The sequence below is a fragment of the Pseudomonas sp. S04 genome (genome assembly GCF_009834545.1).
GTDB lineage: Bacteria > Pseudomonadota > Gammaproteobacteria > Pseudomonadales > Pseudomonadaceae > Aquipseudomonas.
Genome location: NZ_CP019427.1, coordinates 3,269,981 through 3,288,254 on the forward strand (window position 1 = coordinate 3,269,981; position 18,274 = coordinate 3,288,254).

15 protein-coding genes are annotated in these 18,274 nt (G+C 63.7%); 8 read left to right on the forward strand and 7 right to left on the reverse strand.

Going from position 1 to position 18,274, the window contains the following annotated elements; all coding sequences use genetic code 11:
• Positions 1 to 12: 12 nt before the first annotated feature.
• From PspS04_RS14430 to PspS04_RS14460, 7 genes are all read right to left on the reverse strand, one after another.
• Entirely contained in the window at positions 13 to 1,842 is a 1,830-nt protein-coding gene (locus PspS04_RS14430; RefSeq protein ID WP_159996101.1) for a DUF1302 domain-containing protein, read from the reverse strand.
• Positions 1,843 to 2,014: 172 nt separating this feature from the next.
• Positions 2,015 to 3,226, reverse strand: a complete 1,212-nt coding sequence (locus PspS04_RS14435) for a lipid-transfer protein (protein WP_159996103.1) — start codon at positions 3,224 to 3,226, stop codon at positions 2,015 to 2,017.
• A gap of 29 nt (positions 3,227 to 3,255) precedes the next feature.
• The gene (locus PspS04_RS14440) at positions 3,256 to 4,395 is read right to left on the reverse strand and encodes an acyl-CoA dehydrogenase family protein (RefSeq protein ID WP_095171852.1); all 1,140 of its coding nucleotides are present in this window, start codon (positions 4,393 to 4,395) and stop codon (positions 3,256 to 3,258) included.
• Positions 4,396 to 4,530: 135 nt separating this feature from the next.
• The gene (locus PspS04_RS14445; protein WP_159996105.1) at positions 4,531 to 6,063 is read right to left on the reverse strand and encodes an acyl-CoA synthetase; all 1,533 of its coding nucleotides are present in this window, start codon (positions 6,061 to 6,063) and stop codon (positions 4,531 to 4,533) included.
• A gap of 45 nt (positions 6,064 to 6,108) precedes the next feature.
• On the reverse strand, positions 6,109 to 6,549 hold the full coding sequence (locus PspS04_RS14450; RefSeq protein ID WP_159996107.1) for a PaaI family thioesterase: 441 nt from the start codon (positions 6,547 to 6,549) through the stop codon (positions 6,109 to 6,111).
• The gene (locus PspS04_RS14455) at positions 6,549 to 8,105 is read right to left on the reverse strand and encodes an acyl-CoA synthetase (RefSeq protein WP_159996109.1); all 1,557 of its coding nucleotides are present in this window, start codon (positions 8,103 to 8,105) and stop codon (positions 6,549 to 6,551) included. Before PspS04_RS14455 ends, PspS04_RS14450 begins: the two co-directional genes overlap by 1 nt.
• 59 nt (positions 8,106 to 8,164) lie before the next feature.
• On the reverse strand, positions 8,165 to 8,968 hold the full coding sequence (locus PspS04_RS14460) for an enoyl-CoA hydratase/isomerase family protein (RefSeq protein WP_159996111.1): 804 nt from the start codon (positions 8,966 to 8,968) through the stop codon (positions 8,165 to 8,167).
• Between the two features lie 308 nt (positions 8,969 to 9,276).
• Here PspS04_RS14460 and PspS04_RS14465 point away from each other — a divergent pair, with 308 nt between their 5' ends.
• The 8 genes from PspS04_RS14465 to PspS04_RS14500 all read left to right on the forward strand — a co-directional run bounded on the left by PspS04_RS14465 (position 9,277) and on the right by PspS04_RS14500 (position 18,235).
• The gene (locus tag PspS04_RS14465; protein WP_159996113.1) at positions 9,277 to 12,081 is read left to right on the forward strand and encodes a LuxR C-terminal-related transcriptional regulator; all 2,805 of its coding nucleotides are present in this window, start codon (positions 9,277 to 9,279) and stop codon (positions 12,079 to 12,081) included.
• A gap of 1,135 nt (positions 12,082 to 13,216) precedes the next feature.
• Positions 13,217 to 14,398: an acyl-CoA dehydrogenase family protein gene (locus PspS04_RS14470; RefSeq protein ID WP_237235018.1), complete on the forward strand. Its 1,182-nt coding sequence runs from the start codon at positions 13,217 to 13,219 to the stop codon at positions 14,396 to 14,398.
• A gap of 28 nt (positions 14,399 to 14,426) precedes the next feature.
• Entirely contained in the window at positions 14,427 to 15,611 is a 1,185-nt protein-coding gene (locus PspS04_RS14475) for a lipid-transfer protein (RefSeq protein WP_095171532.1), read from the forward strand.
• 29 nt (positions 15,612 to 15,640) lie between these two features.
• Positions 15,641 to 16,081, forward strand: coding sequence for a MaoC family dehydratase N-terminal domain-containing protein (locus tag PspS04_RS14480; RefSeq protein WP_095171530.1), 441 nt, complete (start codon positions 15,641 to 15,643; stop codon positions 16,079 to 16,081).
• 14 nt (positions 16,082 to 16,095) lie between these two features.
• A complete protein-coding gene (locus PspS04_RS14485; RefSeq protein WP_095171528.1) occupies positions 16,096 to 16,512 on the forward strand; it encodes a MaoC family dehydratase in 417 nt (138 codons plus the stop codon).
• Positions 16,513 to 16,541: 29 nt separating this feature from the next.
• The gene (locus PspS04_RS14490) at positions 16,542 to 17,366 is read left to right on the forward strand and encodes an SDR family NAD(P)-dependent oxidoreductase (protein WP_095171527.1); all 825 of its coding nucleotides are present in this window, start codon (positions 16,542 to 16,544) and stop codon (positions 17,364 to 17,366) included.
• A 66-nt stretch (positions 17,367 to 17,432) separates the two neighbouring features.
• The gene (locus tag PspS04_RS14495) at positions 17,433 to 17,600 is read left to right on the forward strand and encodes a TetR family transcriptional regulator (RefSeq protein WP_237234917.1); all 168 of its coding nucleotides are present in this window, start codon (positions 17,433 to 17,435) and stop codon (positions 17,598 to 17,600) included.
• Entirely contained in the window at positions 17,597 to 18,235 is a 639-nt protein-coding gene (locus PspS04_RS14500; RefSeq protein WP_159996117.1) for an SDR family NAD(P)-dependent oxidoreductase, read from the forward strand. The genes PspS04_RS14495 and PspS04_RS14500 overlap by 4 nt, the downstream gene beginning before the upstream one ends.
• Positions 18,236 to 18,274: the final 39 nt, after the last annotated feature.

Here is an 18,274-nt window from a genome sequence, read left to right on the forward strand (position 1 = left end):
GCCAGGAGAGCATCAGAAATTCACGCCGAAGCTGAGCGCGACATAGTCGCGGTCGACGTTGGTATTAAAATCGCCGCCAAAGTAGTTGGTGTAACTGAGGCTGGCGGTGTAGGCGTTCTGGTAGTCAGCGTCGAGGCCGAGGCTGACTGCCTTGGAGCCTTCGTCGAAGTTGGGGCCATAACCGGAGACGTCATGGGACCAGGCCACGTTCGGCGACAGGTTGATCCCGGCCAGGGCGTTGGGGTAATCCAGCTTGCCGCGCAGGCGATAGCCCCAGCTGTTGCTGGTGTAGAAGCCATCGTCGTTGCACTCCTGGGCCGGATTGCTGGCGGTCGGCGTACCGGCCGCCGAACCGCGGCAGGTGGCCAGGCCAGCGCTGCCCACAAGCTCGCCGGAACCGAACGCCGGGCTGCGCCCGAAACGCAGGTCCGTGCCGTCGGCCCGGCCCAGCCCGTTGATGTGGTTGTAGCCCACCTCCCCGACCACGCTCAGGCGGCTGGCGCCCAGCACCTGGTCAAAGAACTGAGTCACGGTCATCTGGGCCTGGGTCACGGGCATGCGCTTGTAGCCATTGACCTCGGCGCCCAGGTTGCGCCCGGCGAAGCCGGTGGTGATCAATGGCGAGGTCGCGCCGAAGGTCGCGGCGGACAGCAGGTCGGCGGTGTTCAACTGCAGCGGCATGTTCGGCCGGTAGCTGACTTCACCCGCGAGCGACACCCCCTCGACGTTGGTCTGGAAACTCAGGCCGTACAAACGGATATCTTCCGGATAATCAATGAAGTAGCGGGTGCTGCGGGCAGACGCCAGACCACCGGCCGGGCTGGTCATCTGGTTGATGCTCAAGTACGGGTTACGGCTGTGATAGTTCAGCGCGTAGGCGCCGAACTCGGTGTCGTTGGCCTCGGGCACGAACCAGCGCAGCGCCAGGCCATACTGACCACTGTCGCGGGCGTCGTGGTCGGGCAAGCGCCCGATGTAGGCATTGTCGGTCCCGGCCGCGATCGCCCCCGGGCCGCCGGTGTTCTGCGCAACGCCCGGCGGCAGGTCGAGACCTGCGACCACCAGGCGGTCATTGCAGCCTTGCGGGACGCCATCGCTGCCAAAGAACGTACCGCAGTTGTCGACCACCGACTTGTCCCACTCCAGCTGGTAGAAGGCCTCGGCAGTAATGTTGTCAGCCAGGCCTTGGGACACGTAGAGCAGATTGACCGGAATCAGCCCTTCCTTGACCTCGGCGCCGGGACGTCGCAAGGCCGCCACGTCCACCGGGTTGATGCTGTTGATCGAGTTGCCGATGAAGGTGCTCTCGCCCCAACTCACCACCTGCTTGCCGAGCCGCACGTTGCCGACCTGATCGCCGAGGTTGTAGTTGTGGTAGACGAAGCTGTCCAGAAACATCGCCCCGGAGGACTTGGCGGCACGATCGCGCCCGCTGTCGTCGATGTCGTAGAACGGCCGGTGCTCGTCCATCAGCTCGAAGTCATACCAGTACTTGCCACGCACGAAGGCGCCGCTGTCGCCGTACTTCAGTTCCAGGTCATGCACGCCCTTGAAGATCTTCGAGAAGGTCTCGCCCTTCTTGAAGTTCAGGCGGTTGTCATCGGTGGTGCGCGAGGCCGACTGACCGGACTTGCCCTGGGAGTTGAAGTTGGAAATGAACGCGGAGTCGGGATCAGCCACCGACCAACTGGCACCAATCGATAAGGACGAATCGAAACTGCCCTGGATCTCGCCGATGTTAAAATCGACCGCCTGAGCCGAGGGGCTCGCGGTGGTGGCGACGGTCACAGCTACGGCCAGCAGACTTGGCTGGAAGACGCCGCGCATTGTTGTTCTTGTCATGCGGTTTCTCCGGTTAAGGATCACGTGTTGGAGCGTCCATGCTAGTGAGGTGGCGGTGAGGCCCTGACACCCGAATGGGTGATTTGATGCGACTTTGTCGAACAATCCCGGCGTGCTTTGTCAGGGCACACCGGGCGGCGTTACCTTGGGTGACAGTCGAAGCCGGTCTGGCTCACTGGGCACCTGCGCGGACCCTGCCGTACAGCGTCACCACGCAAGCCCCGCCCAGACCCAGGTTATGCGCCATGGCCAGGCGCGCACCTTCGACCTGGCGCTGCTCGGCATTGCCGCGCAATTGCTGGGTCAGCTCGTAGCACTGCGCCAGGCCAGTGGCGCCCAACGGGTGCCCCTTGGACAGCAGGCCGCCGGACGGATTGATAACGATTTGCCCGCCGTAGGTGTTGTCGCCGTCCATGACAAATTGTTCGGCGCCGCCTTCAGGGCAGAACCCCAGGGATTCGTAGCAGATCACTTCGTTCTGGGCGAAGCAGTCGTGCAGCTCGCAGACATCGATGTCCCGCGGGCCGACGCCGGCTTTTTCGTAGACCTGGTTCACGGCAGCGTGGGTCATGTGGGTACCCACCCAGTCCAGCAACGACGGTTTTTCGAAGTTGAATGACTCCGGCGTATCGGTGGTCATCGCCTGGGCAACGATTTCGACGTCGCGGCGCAGGCCGTGCTGGCGGGCAAAACGTTCCGACACCAGGATTGCCGCCGCTCCGCCACAGGTCGGCGGACAGGCCATCAGGCGGGTCATCACCCCTGGCCACAGCACAGGGTCGGCCATCACGTCTTCGGTGCTCAGCACTTTGCGAAACAACGCCAGGGGATTATTGGCAGCGTGCCGGCTGGCCTTGGCGCGCACCGCAGCGAAGGTCTCCATGCGGGTGCCGTACTTGTGCATGTACTCGCGTCCGGCGCCGCCGAAGGTACGCAGCGCCTGGGCCATGTCGCTGCCGACGTCGGCGGTCAGGCCCCGCAGGATCGGCAGGAAACGTTCGCGGGTTGGCGGGCGGTCATCCCAGTGGGATTTCAAGGCCCCGGCCTGCATCTGTTCGAAGCCGACCGCCAGCACGCAATCGGCCGAACCCGACTCGATCGCCTTGCGCGCCAGGTACAGCGCGGTGGAGCCGGTGGAGCAATTGTTGTTGACGTTGACCACCGGGATCCCGGTCATGCCCACTTCATAGAGCACGGTCTGGCCGCAGGTGGAGTCGCCATAGACGTAGCCGGCGTACGCTTCCTGCACCAGGTGGTAACCGATCCCGGCATCGGCCAGGGCACGACGCACGGCTTCGGCGCCCATCTGCACATAGGTCGGGCTGGCACTGGGCTTGCTGAACGGGATCATGCCAACGCCTGCCACCAATACTTTTTCGCTCATGCTGTCACCTGCAACTTGAAGGGGAAGGATCAAAGCTGGCGTGCGATCAACTCACGCAGCACTTCACTGGTACCGCCGAAGATGCGGGTCACGCGCATGTCGACGAAGGCCCGGGCAATCGGGTACTCGAGCATGTAGCCGTAGCCACCGTGCAGCTGGACCATGTCGTCGATGCACCGGCACAGGGTCTCGGTGGCGTACAGCTTGGCGATGGCCGATTCCTGCACGGTGAGGCGCCGGCGCATGTGTTCGCCGATGTAGTGATCGATCATCAGGCGCACGGCCGTGGCCTGGGCCTTGATGTCGGCGAGTTTGAATTTGGTGTTCTGGAAGTCCCAGACCGTTTGGTTGAAGGCTTTGCGGTCCTTGACGTACTCAAGGGTCTGCTCAAGCATGCGTTCGAGTTTGGCCGCGCTGTACAGGGCGATCACCAGGCGTTCCTGCGGCAGCTCTTCCATCAAGTGCATGAAGCCCTTGTTCTCCTCACCCAGCAGGTTGCCCACCGGCACACGCACATCGTCGAAGAACAGCTCGGCAGTGTCGGCAGCGGCCTGGCCGACCTTGTCCAGCTTGCGCCCGCGACGAAAGCCCGCACGGTCGCACTCGACCATGATCAGGCTGCAGCCCTTGGCGCCGGCGCTCGGGTCGGTCTTGCACACCACCACGACCATGTCGCAGGTCAGGCCGTTGCTGATGAATGTCTTGCTGCCATTGATCACCCACTCGTCGCCGTCCCGCACGGCGGTGGTGCGAATAGCCTTGAGATCGGAACCAGTGCCCGGCTCGGTCATCGCCACGGCCAGCACGGTTTCGCCGGTGCAGATTTTCGGCAACCATTGTTGCTTCTGCGCCTCGGTGCCCAGGCGCACGATGTAGGGGGCGACGATGTCCGAATGCACGCCCAGGCTCCAGCCGGAGACGCCCGAGCGGTACAGCTCCTCAATCAGCACCGCCGAATGACCGAAGTCACCGCCCCCCCCGCCGTACTCGGTCGGTACCGTCAGGCACAGCAGGTTATGGCGCCCGGCCTTGAGCCAGGTTTCCCGGTCCACGTGCCCGGCCTTGTCCCACTGCGCCTGAAGTGGAAGGCATTCGCGCTCAAAAAAACGCCGCGCCGATTCGCGCAGCATCTCGTGGTCTTCTCGGTAGACAGTACGGTTGATATGCATCGGATTCTCCAGTGAGTGGCCAAGCAGGCGTGTGCTTGGTTCATGGAGCCAATGTAGTGAGCCGGCTGACGCAAGGGGCCACCCGGATCGGGTAGCAGCCGCCGGACCTGCCCGGCTGCGAGCCTGGCCCCGATGCTACTGGAAGGCCGCGCGCAGTTCGCGCTTGAGCACTTTACCGGCGGCCGACAGCGGCAGCGTTTCGCGGAACTCGATGCTTTTCGGGCACTTGTAGCCCGCGATGAATGCGCGGCAATGACGACGCAATTGGTCTTCGTCGACCTGGGCGCCGGACTGGCGCACGACCACGGCATGCACCGCCTCGCCCCACTGTGCATGGGGGATGCCGATCACCGCGCACTGGGCCACCGCCGGATGGCGCGCCAGCACGTTCTCGACCTCGGCCGAGTAGATGTTTTCACCGCCACTGACAATCATGTCCTTGAGCCGGTCGACGATGAACAGGTAGCCCTGCTCGTCCATATAGGCGCCGTCTGCGGTGTACAGCCAACCGTTACGCAGGGCCTGGGCGGTTTCCTCGGGTTTGTTCCAGTACCCCTGCATCACGTTCGGCCCGCGCACGATGATTTCGCCCACGGTACCGCGGGGCACCTCCTGGCCCTGGGGGTCGACGATTTTCACCTGCAACCCCAGCCCGCCACGCCCCACCGAACGCGATAGCCCGCTTGCACGCGCCGATGCACTGTGATTGCACGGCAGGTTGCTGGAGACCACCGGACAGGCTTCGGTCAGCCCATAGGAGTGGGACAATTCAAGCGCTGGAAAGCGTGCCAGCAGGCGCTCGACCATCTCCCCGGCACTGGGGGAAGCGCCGTAGGTCAAGCGTTGCAGGCTGCTGAGGTCATACCGCGACAACGCGCGATGGTCCAGCAGCGCCAGGATCATGGTCGGCACTAGCAGGGTCTCGCTGATCCGCTCGCGTTCGATCACCTGCAGCACCGCCAGGGGTTCGAAGCTCGACACCAGCACATGGCACTCGCCGGCCAGGAACTGGATCAGCGCCCGGGCCATGCCGGCGACGTGGAACAGCGGCGCCACCTGCAACAGCCGGCCGCCGGGTATCGGCGGCATGTCGACCATGCGCGGCATGCACGCCGACCACAGATTCAGGTGCGACTGCATGACCCCCTTGGGAAAGCCGGTGGTGCCACCGGTGTACATGATGCACGCCAGGTCCTCGCCACCCCGACCGGCGTCGGCCATTGGCCTGGCCTGGGCAATCAGCTCGTCGAAGCCGAGCATGCCGGCGGGTGTTGGTCCTTCCCCGGCGTAGATCAAGCACGGCGCATTGCGCGCACCCGCGCGGATGGCGTCGGCCAGGGCGAGGAAATGCTCGTCGATGATCAGGATCGCCGTGTCGCAATCGTCCAGCGCGTAGACGATTTCTGCCACGCTCCAGCGGGTGTTGACCGGGTTGAGCACCCCGCCACCCCACCACACTCCCATGATGTATTCCAGGTAGCGGTCGGAGTTGAGCGCCAGCATCCCGACCCGGTCCCCCGGGGCCATGCCCAGCTCGCACAAGGCGCTCGCCAGGCGCGCGACGCGGTCGGCGAACTGGCGATAGGTCTGGCGGCGCGCGCCGAAAATCGTCGCCATCTGCTCTGGCGTCTGCTGCAGCGTGCGCTGCAGGCATAAAGTCATGTACATGGGTTTCACCCTTGTGTCAGGAGGGCGCAGGCTACGCCCAGCGGATCATTCGGCGTGCGGCAGTGGGTGTTTCCAGCGCGTGAACACGCCGTTGCTGCGCAGCACCAAGCGCTCGCCGACCAGCAGTCGGCAACTGGCATTGATCAAGCTGCTGCCGGCCTTGTGGATTTCGACGTGGGCTTCGAGCCAGTCGCCTTCGCGCACTGCGCCCAGGTAGTCGAGGTTCAAATTGACGGTGATGGCCGCCCGCTCCATCACCAGCAGGCGGCGGAGCATCATCCCAAAGGCGCTGTCGGCAACCGTGGCAAGGAAACCACCATGGGCAATGCCCACGTAATTAAGGTGCCGGCCCAGGACACGCACCGCCAGGACCGGCCGTTCATGGTGAATGTAAAACTCGGCACAACCACTGAGGAACTTCGAAGCGCCCTGCACCGGTGAAAATCCTTCGGGGACCGAGCTCACACCACGGCTGGGCGTCTCCATCAACTGACGCTCCGGTCTTTGCCCTGCCAGAACGGCTCGCGCAGGTCACGCTTGAGAATCTTGCCCGCGCCGGACAGCGGCAGGACTTCGCGGAACTCCACCGACTTGGGAGTCTTGTAGCCCGCGATCAACCGCCGACAGTGCTCCATGATCTCCGCATCGGCCGCCTGGTTGCCCGGCTTCAGCACGACGACCGCGTGCACCGCCTCACCCCACTGCTGGCACGGGATACCGATCACCGCACACACCGCCACAGCCGGATGACTGGCGATCGCACTCTCTACCTCAGCGGAGTAGATGTTCTCGCCGCCGCTGACAATCATGTCCTTGAAGCGGTCGACAATGTACAGGTAGCCGTCCTCGTCCATGTAGGCACCGTCCCCGGTATGCATCCAGCCTCCGCGCAAGGCCTGGGCGGTTTCCTCGGGTTTGTTCCAGTACCCGAGCATGATGTTCGGGCCACGGACAATCACTTCGCCCACGGTGCCGCACGCAACTTCGTTGTCGTGTTCGTCGACAATGCGCACTGTCACTCCCAGTCCCGGACGCCCGGCCGAACGCAAGCGGCCATTGGCGATCCCTTCGGCGCTGTGATTCTGCGGACCATTGGCGCTGATCGGCGGCGCCGCTTCGGTCATGCCATAGCCCTGGGTGAATTCGACATTGGGCAGGGCCTTGAGCGCCAGTTCCAGCAACGGCACGGCAATCGGCGAGGCGCCGTAGGTCAGGCTGCGCAGGCTACTGAGGTCATGGCGAGCAAAGTCCGGGTGCATGATCAGCGCCTGGAGCATGGTCGGCACAATCAGGATATCGCTGATGCGCTCGCGCTCGATGGTGCGCATCACGTCCGAGGCATCAAAAGCCGGGACAAACACACTCGGCAGCCCGATCAGCGAGATCAGGATCACCCGGGACAACGCCGCCAGGTGGAACATGGGCGCGATGTGCAGGGTCATGGCATCCGCCGGCACCGGCACATCCGCTGCACGCGCCACGGCCGCCGACCACAGGTTCATGTGTGACTGCATGACGCCCTTGGGCTGGCCGGTGGTGCCCCCGGTGTAGAGGATACTGGCCAAGTCCTCGCCACCGCGAAAGGCATCATCCACCGGCGCGTTGTCGCGAATCAGCTGCTCGAACGAGAGCATGCCTGCCGGTGCCGGGCCATCGCCGACGTGAATCAGCAATGGTGTGACTCGGGCCGAGGCCGAGATCGCCGGCGCCAGGGGCAGGAAGGTGTCGTCGATGAACAGAATGCGGGTGTCGCAGTCATCCAGCGAATAGACAATCTCCGCGACGCTCCAGCGAATGTTCACCGGGTTGACCACGCCACCGCCCCACCAGGTGGCGAGGAAGTATTCGAGGAAGCGGTCGCTGTTCAGGCCCAACAGGCCAACGCGATCACCGGCTTGCATGCCGAGCTTTTGCAGGGCACCGGCCAGGCGCGCGACACGATCGGTCATTTGCGCGTAGCTCTGGCGCCGGTCACGAAACACCGTGGCCAGGGCATCGGGCTGTTGCTGCGCCATGCGGTGCAGTCCTTGAGTCAGGTACATATGAGTCTCCTGTAATTGTTGTTGTCAGGTCGGGACACATGCAGCGCGGTATGGGGATTTCAGGTACCGGTGTACTTGGGCGCACGCGTTTGGGCGAATGCCAGGCGGCCTTCGGCGAAGTCCTGGCTGTCACGCAGCAGGCCCCAGTGCAGGTTGGCTTGGCTGACAAAATCCCGCGCGGGTAGATGGGCGGTCTGCACCGCCAACTGTTTGATCGATTGCACCGCCAGCGGACCGTTGCCGGCGATCCGCTCCGCCAGCTCCAGTACCACGGCTTGCAGCTGCCCGGCGGGCACCAGGTCACTGACCAGGCCAATGCGCAAGGCTTCCTGGGCATTGATCGGCTCGCCAGTCAGGGCCATTTTCATCGCGTGCGCCGAACCTACCGCACGCAGCAGGTACTGCACGCCACCCGCCGAGGGGATGGCGGCCATGCGCACTTCCGGCAGGCCGAATGAGGCGCCGTCAGTGGCAATTCGCAGATCACACTGCAACGCCAGTTCAAGGCCGCCACCCAGGCACAGGCCCTGGATCCCGGCGATCAGCGGTTTCCAGAGGTCCAGGTCACTAAGGTCCAGCAAGCGGTTGTAACCGCCCTCCTCGGCTTCGGTCTCGCGACTTTTCAGGGCCCCTGCGACAAACCCCGGCACCGGGCGCAGGGACTCCTTGAAGTGGGCGCCGCAACAGAAGGCGCGCTCACCGGCCCCGAGCAGGACGATGACCCGCACCTGCTCATCGTCCTGGCAGGCACGCAGGGTCTTGCGCAGGTGCATCAGGTCGCCGATGGTCAGGGCGTTGTTGCAATGGGGCGCGTCGAGCGTGACCAGTGCCACGTGTTCGATGATCTTGAATTGAATGGCCATGGGCTAACTCCAGCGCTGCGATGGTCTCTCGATGGGCGTGCGGGTGGGCGACCGGCGTTGGCGGCTGGCGGCACTTGTTTTTTTGTTCGATGCGGCGACGCCGGTGCTCTGTGCCAGGCGTCGCTTGCCTATGCCAGCCAGTAGAACAAGCCCCTTTGTCGCGGCCACCACCCACATCGGGTGGCGATTGCCTGCCCCATTGACCCGGGTTGCGGCCCTGGCCAAACAGAGCGCCATACGCGGCAAACTCTGCGCTACACTCGGTCCGATTCGAGCACGCTCAAAACAAAAATGAATCGGATAGCCCCATGGACAAACACCCCAAGTCCACTGCCTCGGACAGCCCCACGACGGCAAGCCAGTCGCCGATTGTCAGTACCAAGCTGATTCCTCCACGCGGTGCCGCACGCCTGGTCGCCCGTGAGCGCCTGCAGGACCAAATGCTCAAGGCCCGTCGCCAGCGCTGCATCGTGCTCAAGGGACCGGCGGGCTGCGGCAAGACCTCGACCTTGATCGCCTGGCGCCAGGCCCTGTTGCCCCTGGGCTTTGACGTCGCCTGGTTGACCCTGTCTGCCGACGATAATGAGCTGACCCGTTTTCTCGACTATCTGCTGGCCAGCCTGGGCCAGATCGACCCCGCCCTGGTGCACGAAGCGACCCAGCTCGAAGGGCGGGGCATCGACAGCGAGGCCGTCGAGCGCACGGTGATCACCCTGGTGCGCAGCATTGCCCGGCGCACCAAAGAGCTGGTGCTGGTGCTCGATGACCTGCATCACCTGACGGACGTGGGCATTCACCAAGCCCTGCAATGGCTGATCGATTACGCGCCGGCCAACCTGCACCTGGCGCTGGTGTCGCGCAGTGCGGTGCCGTTGTCCCTGGCGCGGTTGCGCAGCCAGGAACTGGTTCTGGAGTTGAGCCTGCGCGACTTGCGCTTCACCCCGGCCGAATCCGCGCAGTTCCTCAAGGCACAGTTGGGTGAGATCAATGCCCGTGACGCGCGCTTGATCCATGAGCAGGCCGATGGCTGGGTCGCAGGCATGCAGTTGCTCGCGGTCAGTCGCAAGAACAATCGCCCCCAAGCGGCCACGACCAGCGCCGCGGTACAGACGCTGGTGCGCGACGACCAGGCCTTCGCCCGTTTTTTCGAGATCGAGGTGTTGTCCCACCTGTCGCCCACCGACCTCGACCTGCTGTTGCTCATGGCGGTCTGCAACCGTTTCTGCGCCTCGTTGTGTGCGGCCTTGAGCGGTCACCCTCAGGCCGTCAGCGAAGCCAGCGCGCTGTTGGCGCGCCTGGAGCGCGACAACCTGTTCCTGATTCCCGTGGACAGCGCCAAGCGTGAAACCTGGTACCGGCTGCACCCGTTGCTGCGCGAAACCCTGCTCAAGTACTTCGACTCGCGCAGCCGGGCCGAGCAACAGGCCGTGCATGCGCGGGCATGGGCCTGGTTCCGTGACCAGCAACACCTGGATGAAGCCGTGCACCATGCGGTGATGAGCGGTGATCCCGACGCTGCCGCCGACCTGGTCGAGCAACACGCCGAAGCGCTATACGCCCATGGCGACCTGCGCATGCTGATCGAGTTGGTCCGGCTGTTGCCGGTCGAGCAGGTGCAGGCACGGGTCAAGCTGCGCATCCTCAAGGCCCGCATGCAGCTCTATGCCCGGGATTTCATTGCCTGTGCCAACAGCCTTGATCAACTGCTTCACGACGTCCCCGAACACCAGATGCATGATCGTTTCATGGTCGCCCTGCTGCGGGCCTCTCTGGCCCTGCAACGGGATGACACCGATGCGGCGATGACGGTCCTGCCGCAATTGCTCGCCCCTCCGGCAGGCAGCAACAGTGTCGCGATCGGCTCCTGCACCAATATCCTGTCCTGGCTCTACATGCACCGCGGTGAATACGAAAAGGCGCGTCAGGTGCAATTCGACCGGCCAGCGTTGCTGATTAACGGCGAGCCCTTCCTCGGGACCTCGGCCGGTAGCCTCCAGGGCCGCTGCATGACCGGGTTGAGCCATGCCCTGGAAGGCCAGATGAAGCAGTCGGAGCGCGTCTATCGGGACGTGATCCACGAAGCGGCCCACTGCGGCAAGGCCGGGACGGATGCGACCTACCTGGCCACCGCACTGCTGGGCGAGGTGTTGTACGAAACCAACGATGTCGACGTGGCCTTCAAGTTACTCTCCGGATGGGTCGACATTCTTGAGCGGATTTCGATACCCGACTCGGTGCTGCGGGTGCTCCAGGTGCTGTGGAAAGTGCAGTGGCTCGCCGGTAACCATCAGGAGGCCTTCGCCTTCGTCGATCGGCTCGACGAATACGCGAGCAAACTCGGGCTGGACCGCTTGCAGTCCTACTGCCTGACCTGGCGGGTGCACTGGCACCTGTTGCTCGACGAACCCGCCGCCGCCCAGGCCAAACTGGCCAGGCTGGAAGCCATCGACGCCCGCCACCCCGACGCCGGACACAGTGCACTCAAGGAAATTCACATCCTGACCGAGAACGCACGGGCCCGCTGGCAGATTCACCAGGGCGACCTCGACGGCGCCTTGCAGCGCATTGAACAATTGATCGACACCTGCGAACGGCATCGTCGGCAACTCGGTGCGGTGCGCCTGCTGGTGTTGAGTGCCGTGATCGAGGCGCGGCGCGGCAACCCGGCTGCCGCGCGCGACAAAGTGCTGCTGGCGCTGCGCCGCGGACAACGCTTCGGGCTGCTGCGCAGCCTGCTCGATGCCCACCCGGACGCCCTTGACCTGATCCTGGAAATCACTCGCCAGGAAACCCTCGACCCAGTCCTGGCGTTTTACGTCGAGCGCTTGCAGGCCGCCCACGTGGCCGTCCCCGTCCCCGCCGCCGTCTCCGGCAAGCCTGCCCAGGCCACGCCGAGCAAACCCCAGGCCAACAGCATCGAACCGCTGAGCGAGCGGGAGATCGAGGTCGTGCGCCTGCTGGCTCAAGCACTGCCCAACAAAAAAATCGCCCGCGCCTTGGGGTTATCGCCGGAAACCGTGAAATGGCATTTGAGCCATATCTACAGCAAGCTTGGCGTCAACAGCCGCGACGAAGCGGTAGCCCGCGTGCGCGACCTGGAGTCCCAGGACTGATAGGCGTACGCATCGCGAGCATCGCCGGCAGGCCGCAAGCGGGCGCCGGTCCCCACAGGGGGTGGCACAGCCAACATTTATGGACCCTGACACACCGCCATCCCGGCATAGGTATCTACACAACTTTGTGGCGGGCTGTGGGCCGGCCGGGGTGTTGGATTTGGCCGAGTACATATCCATTTCTTCGGTAACGGCCTCCTATGGTTCCGCTTTTACAGCGGCTCACTTTTGGAGGAGCCCAAAAGTAAGCAAAAGGCTCTTGCCCCACCACTCGGCACCTCGCTTAGGCTCGGTGTGCCCTCACTCCGGCTTGAATCCGTGGGCCGCCGCCACGCGCCATCCATGGCGCGGGGCGGCTAACCCGGCGTCCTGCCGGGTTACCCACGGCTTCAAGCCTGCGTTCGGCCAGCGTGGTTAACGGGGCGCCCAGGATCAAAAAACAAAGCCAGAGCCAGAGCCAGATCAAAAGATGGCTGACTTCGTCAGCGTCTTAGGAAGTAGAAGCCACACCGCGCATGCCCTAGCGATCAGGTCGGCTCGAAGGCCGCCTCGCTTTGTTTTTGATCCTGGGCGCCCGTTAACCACGCTGGCCGGAGTTCGATATTGATTTGGGGGGTAAACCGGCAGGACGCCGGTTTAGCCGCACTGGGCCAGGGAGGGCCCATTGCGGCGGCCCCCCAAATCAATGTCGGAGTACGGGCATGCCGAGCCTAAGCGAGGCACCAAGTGGTGGGGAAAGAGCGTTTTGCTTACTTTTGCGCTGTTCAAAAGTGAGCCGCCGTCAGGCGGAACCATAGGAGGCCGTTACCGCAAAAATGGATATGTACTCGGTCTAATCCAACACCCCAGAGGCCGCTACAAAGTTGTGTAGATACCTATGGCCATCCCAGGCAAGCCCCGTCCCATAGATTTACTGTGGGCTAGCCTGCTCGCGAAGGCCCGGAGAGCGCCGCGGCCATCCTGAATCCACGCGTCATCGTTGCCGGCTCGCTTTGCTCCGGCCTTTTCCCCAGCGCACTGGCGCAGGTTTTTTCTCTTTGCCACCCGCCTCGGGTGGCGTTTGCCTCGGTGCCCTCCCCCTATCGTAGTGCTCAATTCAAAGGCGCAACACGTGCCTTTGCGTCTGCGCCTGGCCATGGCGGATCGCTGTTGGCCGACGAACATTGAGGAGCCCAGAGTGCATATCGCCCGAACCGTTTTTCGCGACGACCATGAAATGTTCCGCACCACCGTGCGGCGTTTTTTCGAGCGTGAATGCCTGCCGCGCCAAGCCGCCTGGGACAAGGCCGGCCAGGTCGACCGCGAAACCTGGCTCAAGGCGGGTCGCGAAGGCTTGCTGGGCATCACCCTGCCTACCGAATACGGTGGCGGTGGCGGCGACTTCGGCCACTGCGCGGTATTCAACGAAGAGTTCGCCCGGGCAGGCGTCAGCGGTGCCTACTTCGGCATGCACTCGGATGTCATCGCCCCTTACATCAATCGTTGCGGCAACGAACAACAAAAACAACGCTGGCTCCCCGGGATCTGCAGCGGCGAAACCATCCTCGCCATCGCCATGACCGAACCCGGTACCGGCAGTGACCTCAAGGCCGTGCGTACCAGTGCGGTGCGCGACGGTGACGAGTACGTGATCAATGGCAGCAAGACCTTCATCAGCAACGGCTTGAGTGCCGACCTGGTGATCGTCGTGTGCAAGACCGATCCGGCAGCCGGCGCCAAGGGCATCAGCCTGATCGCCGTGGAAGCCAGCCGTGCCGGTTTCAAGCGCGGACGCAAGCTGGAGAAAGTCGGGCAGCCTGCGGCAGACACCGCCGATCTGTTTTTCGACAACGTGCGGGTACCGGTCGCCAACCGCCTCGGTGAAGAGGGCCAGGGCTTTGCCTACCTGATGGGGGAACTGCCCCAGGAACGTTTCTCCATTGCCGTGTCCGCCGCCGCGAAGCTGGAGCGCCTGCTGGAACAGACACTCGAGTACGTCAAGCAGCGCAAGGCCTTCAACCAGACGGTCTGGGACTTCCAGAACAGCAAATTCAAACTCGCTGACATCAAGGCCCAGGCCACCGCCATGCGAGTGATGGTCGATTACTACCTGGGCGAACACATGCGTCGCCGGCTGACGCTTGAAGAGGCGGCGATCGCCAAGCTCTACACCACCGAAACCCTGTGGAAATGCATCGATGACATGGTCCAGCTGCACGGCGGCTACGGCTACATGCTCGAGTACCCGATCGCCCGGGCCTTTGTCGACATGCGGGTCAACCGGATCTACGGCGGCACCAGTGAAGTCATGCGCGAAATGATCGCGCGCAAGCTCTGAACCCTGAACAACAATAAGGAACCACTCGATGAGCAATAAGGTATTCGTTGCGGGCGTCGGCATGATCCAGTTCAAGAAGCCCGGAACCAACGACCCCTACGACCAAATGGGCGAGCAGGCTATCCGCCTGGCCCTGGCGGACGCTGGCCTTCAGTTGAGCGATGTTCAGCAGGCTTATGCCGGCTACGTCTATGGCGACTCCACCTGCGGCCAGAAAGCCCTGTATCGGGTCGGCATGACCGGCATCCCGCTGATCAACGTCAACAACAACTGCGCGACCGGCTCCTCGGCTCTGTTCCTCGCTCGCCAGGCCGTGGCCAGCGGCGCCGTGGAATGCGCTTTGGCATTTGGCTTCGAGCAAATGAACCCCGGCGCACTGAAGTCGGCCTGGAGCGATCGTGCACCGGCCACCGAACGGGCCCTGAGTGTGACCAACGAACTGGTGGGCATGCCGGACCTGCCCAACGCCATCCGCCAGTTCGGCGGAGCCGGCTACGCCCACATGCAGAAGTACGGCACGCGCCTTGAGACCTTCGCGAAAATTCGCGCCAAGGCCAGCCGTCATGCGGCCAACAACCCGCTGGCGGTGTTTCGCAACGTGGTCAGTGCCGCAGAGGTGCTGAGCGCCCCTGTGCTGTGGGAAGGCGTGATGACCCGCCTGATGGCCTGCCCACCGACCTGCGGTGCGGCTGCCAGCATTGTGGTCTCCGAAGCCTTCGCGAAAAAACACGGGCTGCGTACTGACGTGCTGATAGCCGGCCAAGCCCTGACCACGGACCTGCCCAGCACCTACGACGCCAAGGACATGATCCGCGTGGTGGGTTTCGACATGACCCGCATGGCCGCGCAACTGGCCTACAACCAGGCCGGGATCGGCCCCAAAGACATCGACGTGATCGAGTTGCACGACTGTTTTGCGCAAAACGAACTGCTGACCTACGAGGGCCTGGGCCTGTGTGCCGAAGGCGGCGCCGAGCAACTGGTCAACGATGGCGATAACACCTATGGCGGCGAATGGGTGACCAACCCGTCCGGCGGCCTGCTTTCCAAGGGCCACCCGCTGGGCGCCACCGGCCTGGCCCAGTGCTACGAGCTGACCCATCAACTGCGTGGCAGCGCCGACCGGCGTCAGGTCGAGGGCGCACGCATCGCGGTGCAGCACAACCTGGGCCTGGGTGGCGCCTGTGTCGTCACCGTGTACCAGAAAAACTGACACGGCCTGCCTACCACGGAGTCATTGCCATGATCGACAAGCACCACATTGGCCGGCAACTGCCCGCCTTCCTCGCCACCGCCGAAGCCGGACAACTGCGCTTTTTCGCCAAGGCTACCGGGGAAACCAACCCGATCTATTTCGACGAACAGGCCGCCCGCGATGCCGGGCACCCGAGCTTGCCGCTGCCGCCGACTTTTCTGTTCTCGCTGGAGTTGCAGATGCCGTCCAACGCCTGGCGGGAAGAGTTGGGCATCGTCACCGCACGCATCCTGCACGGCGAAGAGTCCTTTCGTTATCACCGCATGGCCTATGCCGGCGACACCCTGCGCTTTGAAGTGCGGATCGCCGACATCTACGACAAAAAAGCCGGCGCCCTGGAGTTTGTGGTGCGCGAAACCCGAGTCACCAATCAACGCGGTGAACACGTCGCCGACCTGCGCAGCGTGCTTGTGCAGCGCAACAGCTGAAGCGGAGAACAGCTATGAATGCCATCAGCCTGGAACAAATCAAGGTCGGCGAGCAACTGCCACCCCTGACGCTGAACCCGATCAACCGCACCACCCTGGCGCTGTTTGCCGGCGCCTCGGGCGATCACAACGCGATTCACATCGACACCGACTACGCACGCAAGGCCGGCATGCCCGATGTCTTCGCCCACGGCATGTTGTCGATGGCCTACCTGGGGCGTTTGCTGACCCAGTGGGTCGATCAGCGTCAATTGCGCGAATTTTCCGTGCGCTTCCTGGGCATCACCCACCTCGGTCACCAGATCACCTGTACCGGCACGGTGGTCGAGCGTTTTCAAGCCCACGGCGAGCAATGCATCAAGGTCCAGGTCCGCACCACCAACCAATACGGCGAGACCAGGATTGTTGGTGACGCTGTGATCGCCCTGTAAACCCAACCCATAACAGAGGAGCTACACCCATGGCAAAACTCGAAGGCAAAGTGGCACTGGTCACCGGCTCCGGTCGCGGTATCGGGCAACAGATCGCCCTGAAGCTGGCCAGTGAAGGCGCACGCATCGTGATCAACGACCTGGATGCCGACCCGGCCCACGAAACCGCGGAGCTGATCCGCCAAATGGGTGGCCAAGCCGCCGTCTGCCACGGCAACGTCAGCGCCCCGGACTTTGCCGACCGCTATATCAAGACCGCGATGGACCACTTCAACGGCATCGACATCATCGTCAACAACGCCGGCTACACCTGGGACGACGTGATTCAGAAGATGAGCGACGAGCAGTGGCACGCGATCCTCGACTGCCACCTGACAGCGCCTTTCCGCATCCTGCGTGCGGCCTATCCGATCATCAAGGCCCAGGCCCTGGCAGAAGCTGCGCAAGAGCGCGAAGTGTTCCGCAAAGTGGTGAACATTTCCTCGACCTCGGCCCTCAACGGCAATGCCGGGCAAATGAACTACTCCTCGGCCAAGGCCGGGGTGATCGGCATGACCCGCTCACTGGCCCGCGAATGGGGCCGCTTCAAGGTCAACGTGAACGCCGTGGCGTTCGGCTATATCGAGACCCGCATGACCCGGGCCGACGCTAACGCTGGCGCCACCGTGAACATCGAAGGCCGGGACATCCGCGTCGGGATCAGCCCGGAAGCGGCCAAGTCCCACTCCCAGCGCAACCCCCTGGGCCGCGCCGGGACGCCACAGGAAGCCGCCGATGCGGTGTACCTGTTCTGCTCGCCCGAGTCGAACTACATCACTGCCCAGACCATTGCGGTCGCCGGCAACCTGCAATAAGCGTCCGCCCCGCCACCCTCTGGCGGGGCGACACTAGCCACGCTTGATGAGCGCTGGAGCCTGCCCATGAACATGACTGAAACCAACATCCGCCTGGCCGCCATCAAACTGATTTCCCGCAACGGCTTCGAGTCGATGAGCCTGCGCCAGCTCGCGGCCGAAGCCGGGATCAATTCCTCGACGGCAAGCCCCCCGCCGCCGCACGCCGCGACCTTGGTGGAGGTACGGCCATGAGCGATCTGCTGCAGCCGTTCTCCATGGCCGGCAAGACGGTGCTGGTGGCCGACGCGGCCACTCGCCTGGGCGAACACTTTGCACGCCTGATCAGCCGGGCCGGTGCCCGCGTAGTGCTCGGTGCCCAGCATCCACGGCAAGTCCAGCAACTGGCGGCAGACCTGCAATGGGAAGGTGCGCAGGTCTTGACCGTGCCCCTGGACAGCCGCCGTCACGCCAGCATCGAGGCCGCACTGGATGCGGTGCAAGTGCGGTTCGGCAGCGTCGACGTGCTGATCAACAACAGTGCCGAACGCGAGCATGACAGCGAGTTCAACGATGTCGCACTGTGCACCAGCCAGCGCATGATAGTGGCGGAACGTGGCGGCAGCATCGTCAATATCGACCCGCCACCGCGACCTATCAGCGAACCCAATCCGTGCCTGCGGGCCCACAGCAGTCTGATCCGGATGAGCCGGGCGATGGCCGAGTCACTGACGCCGCACCGAATTCGGGTCAACGTCATCGCCCCGGGTGTCGACCGGGCCAACCACGAGCGGTTGTTGCAACTCAACGGTCCTCTGCTGCTGTTGGCCAGTAGCGCCGGGGCCAGCGTGACCGGTGCGGTCTTGCACCTGGACGGTACTGTTTGCTGACGGGCCCACCTGATATGAAGGGTGCCAGCAAGACCACGG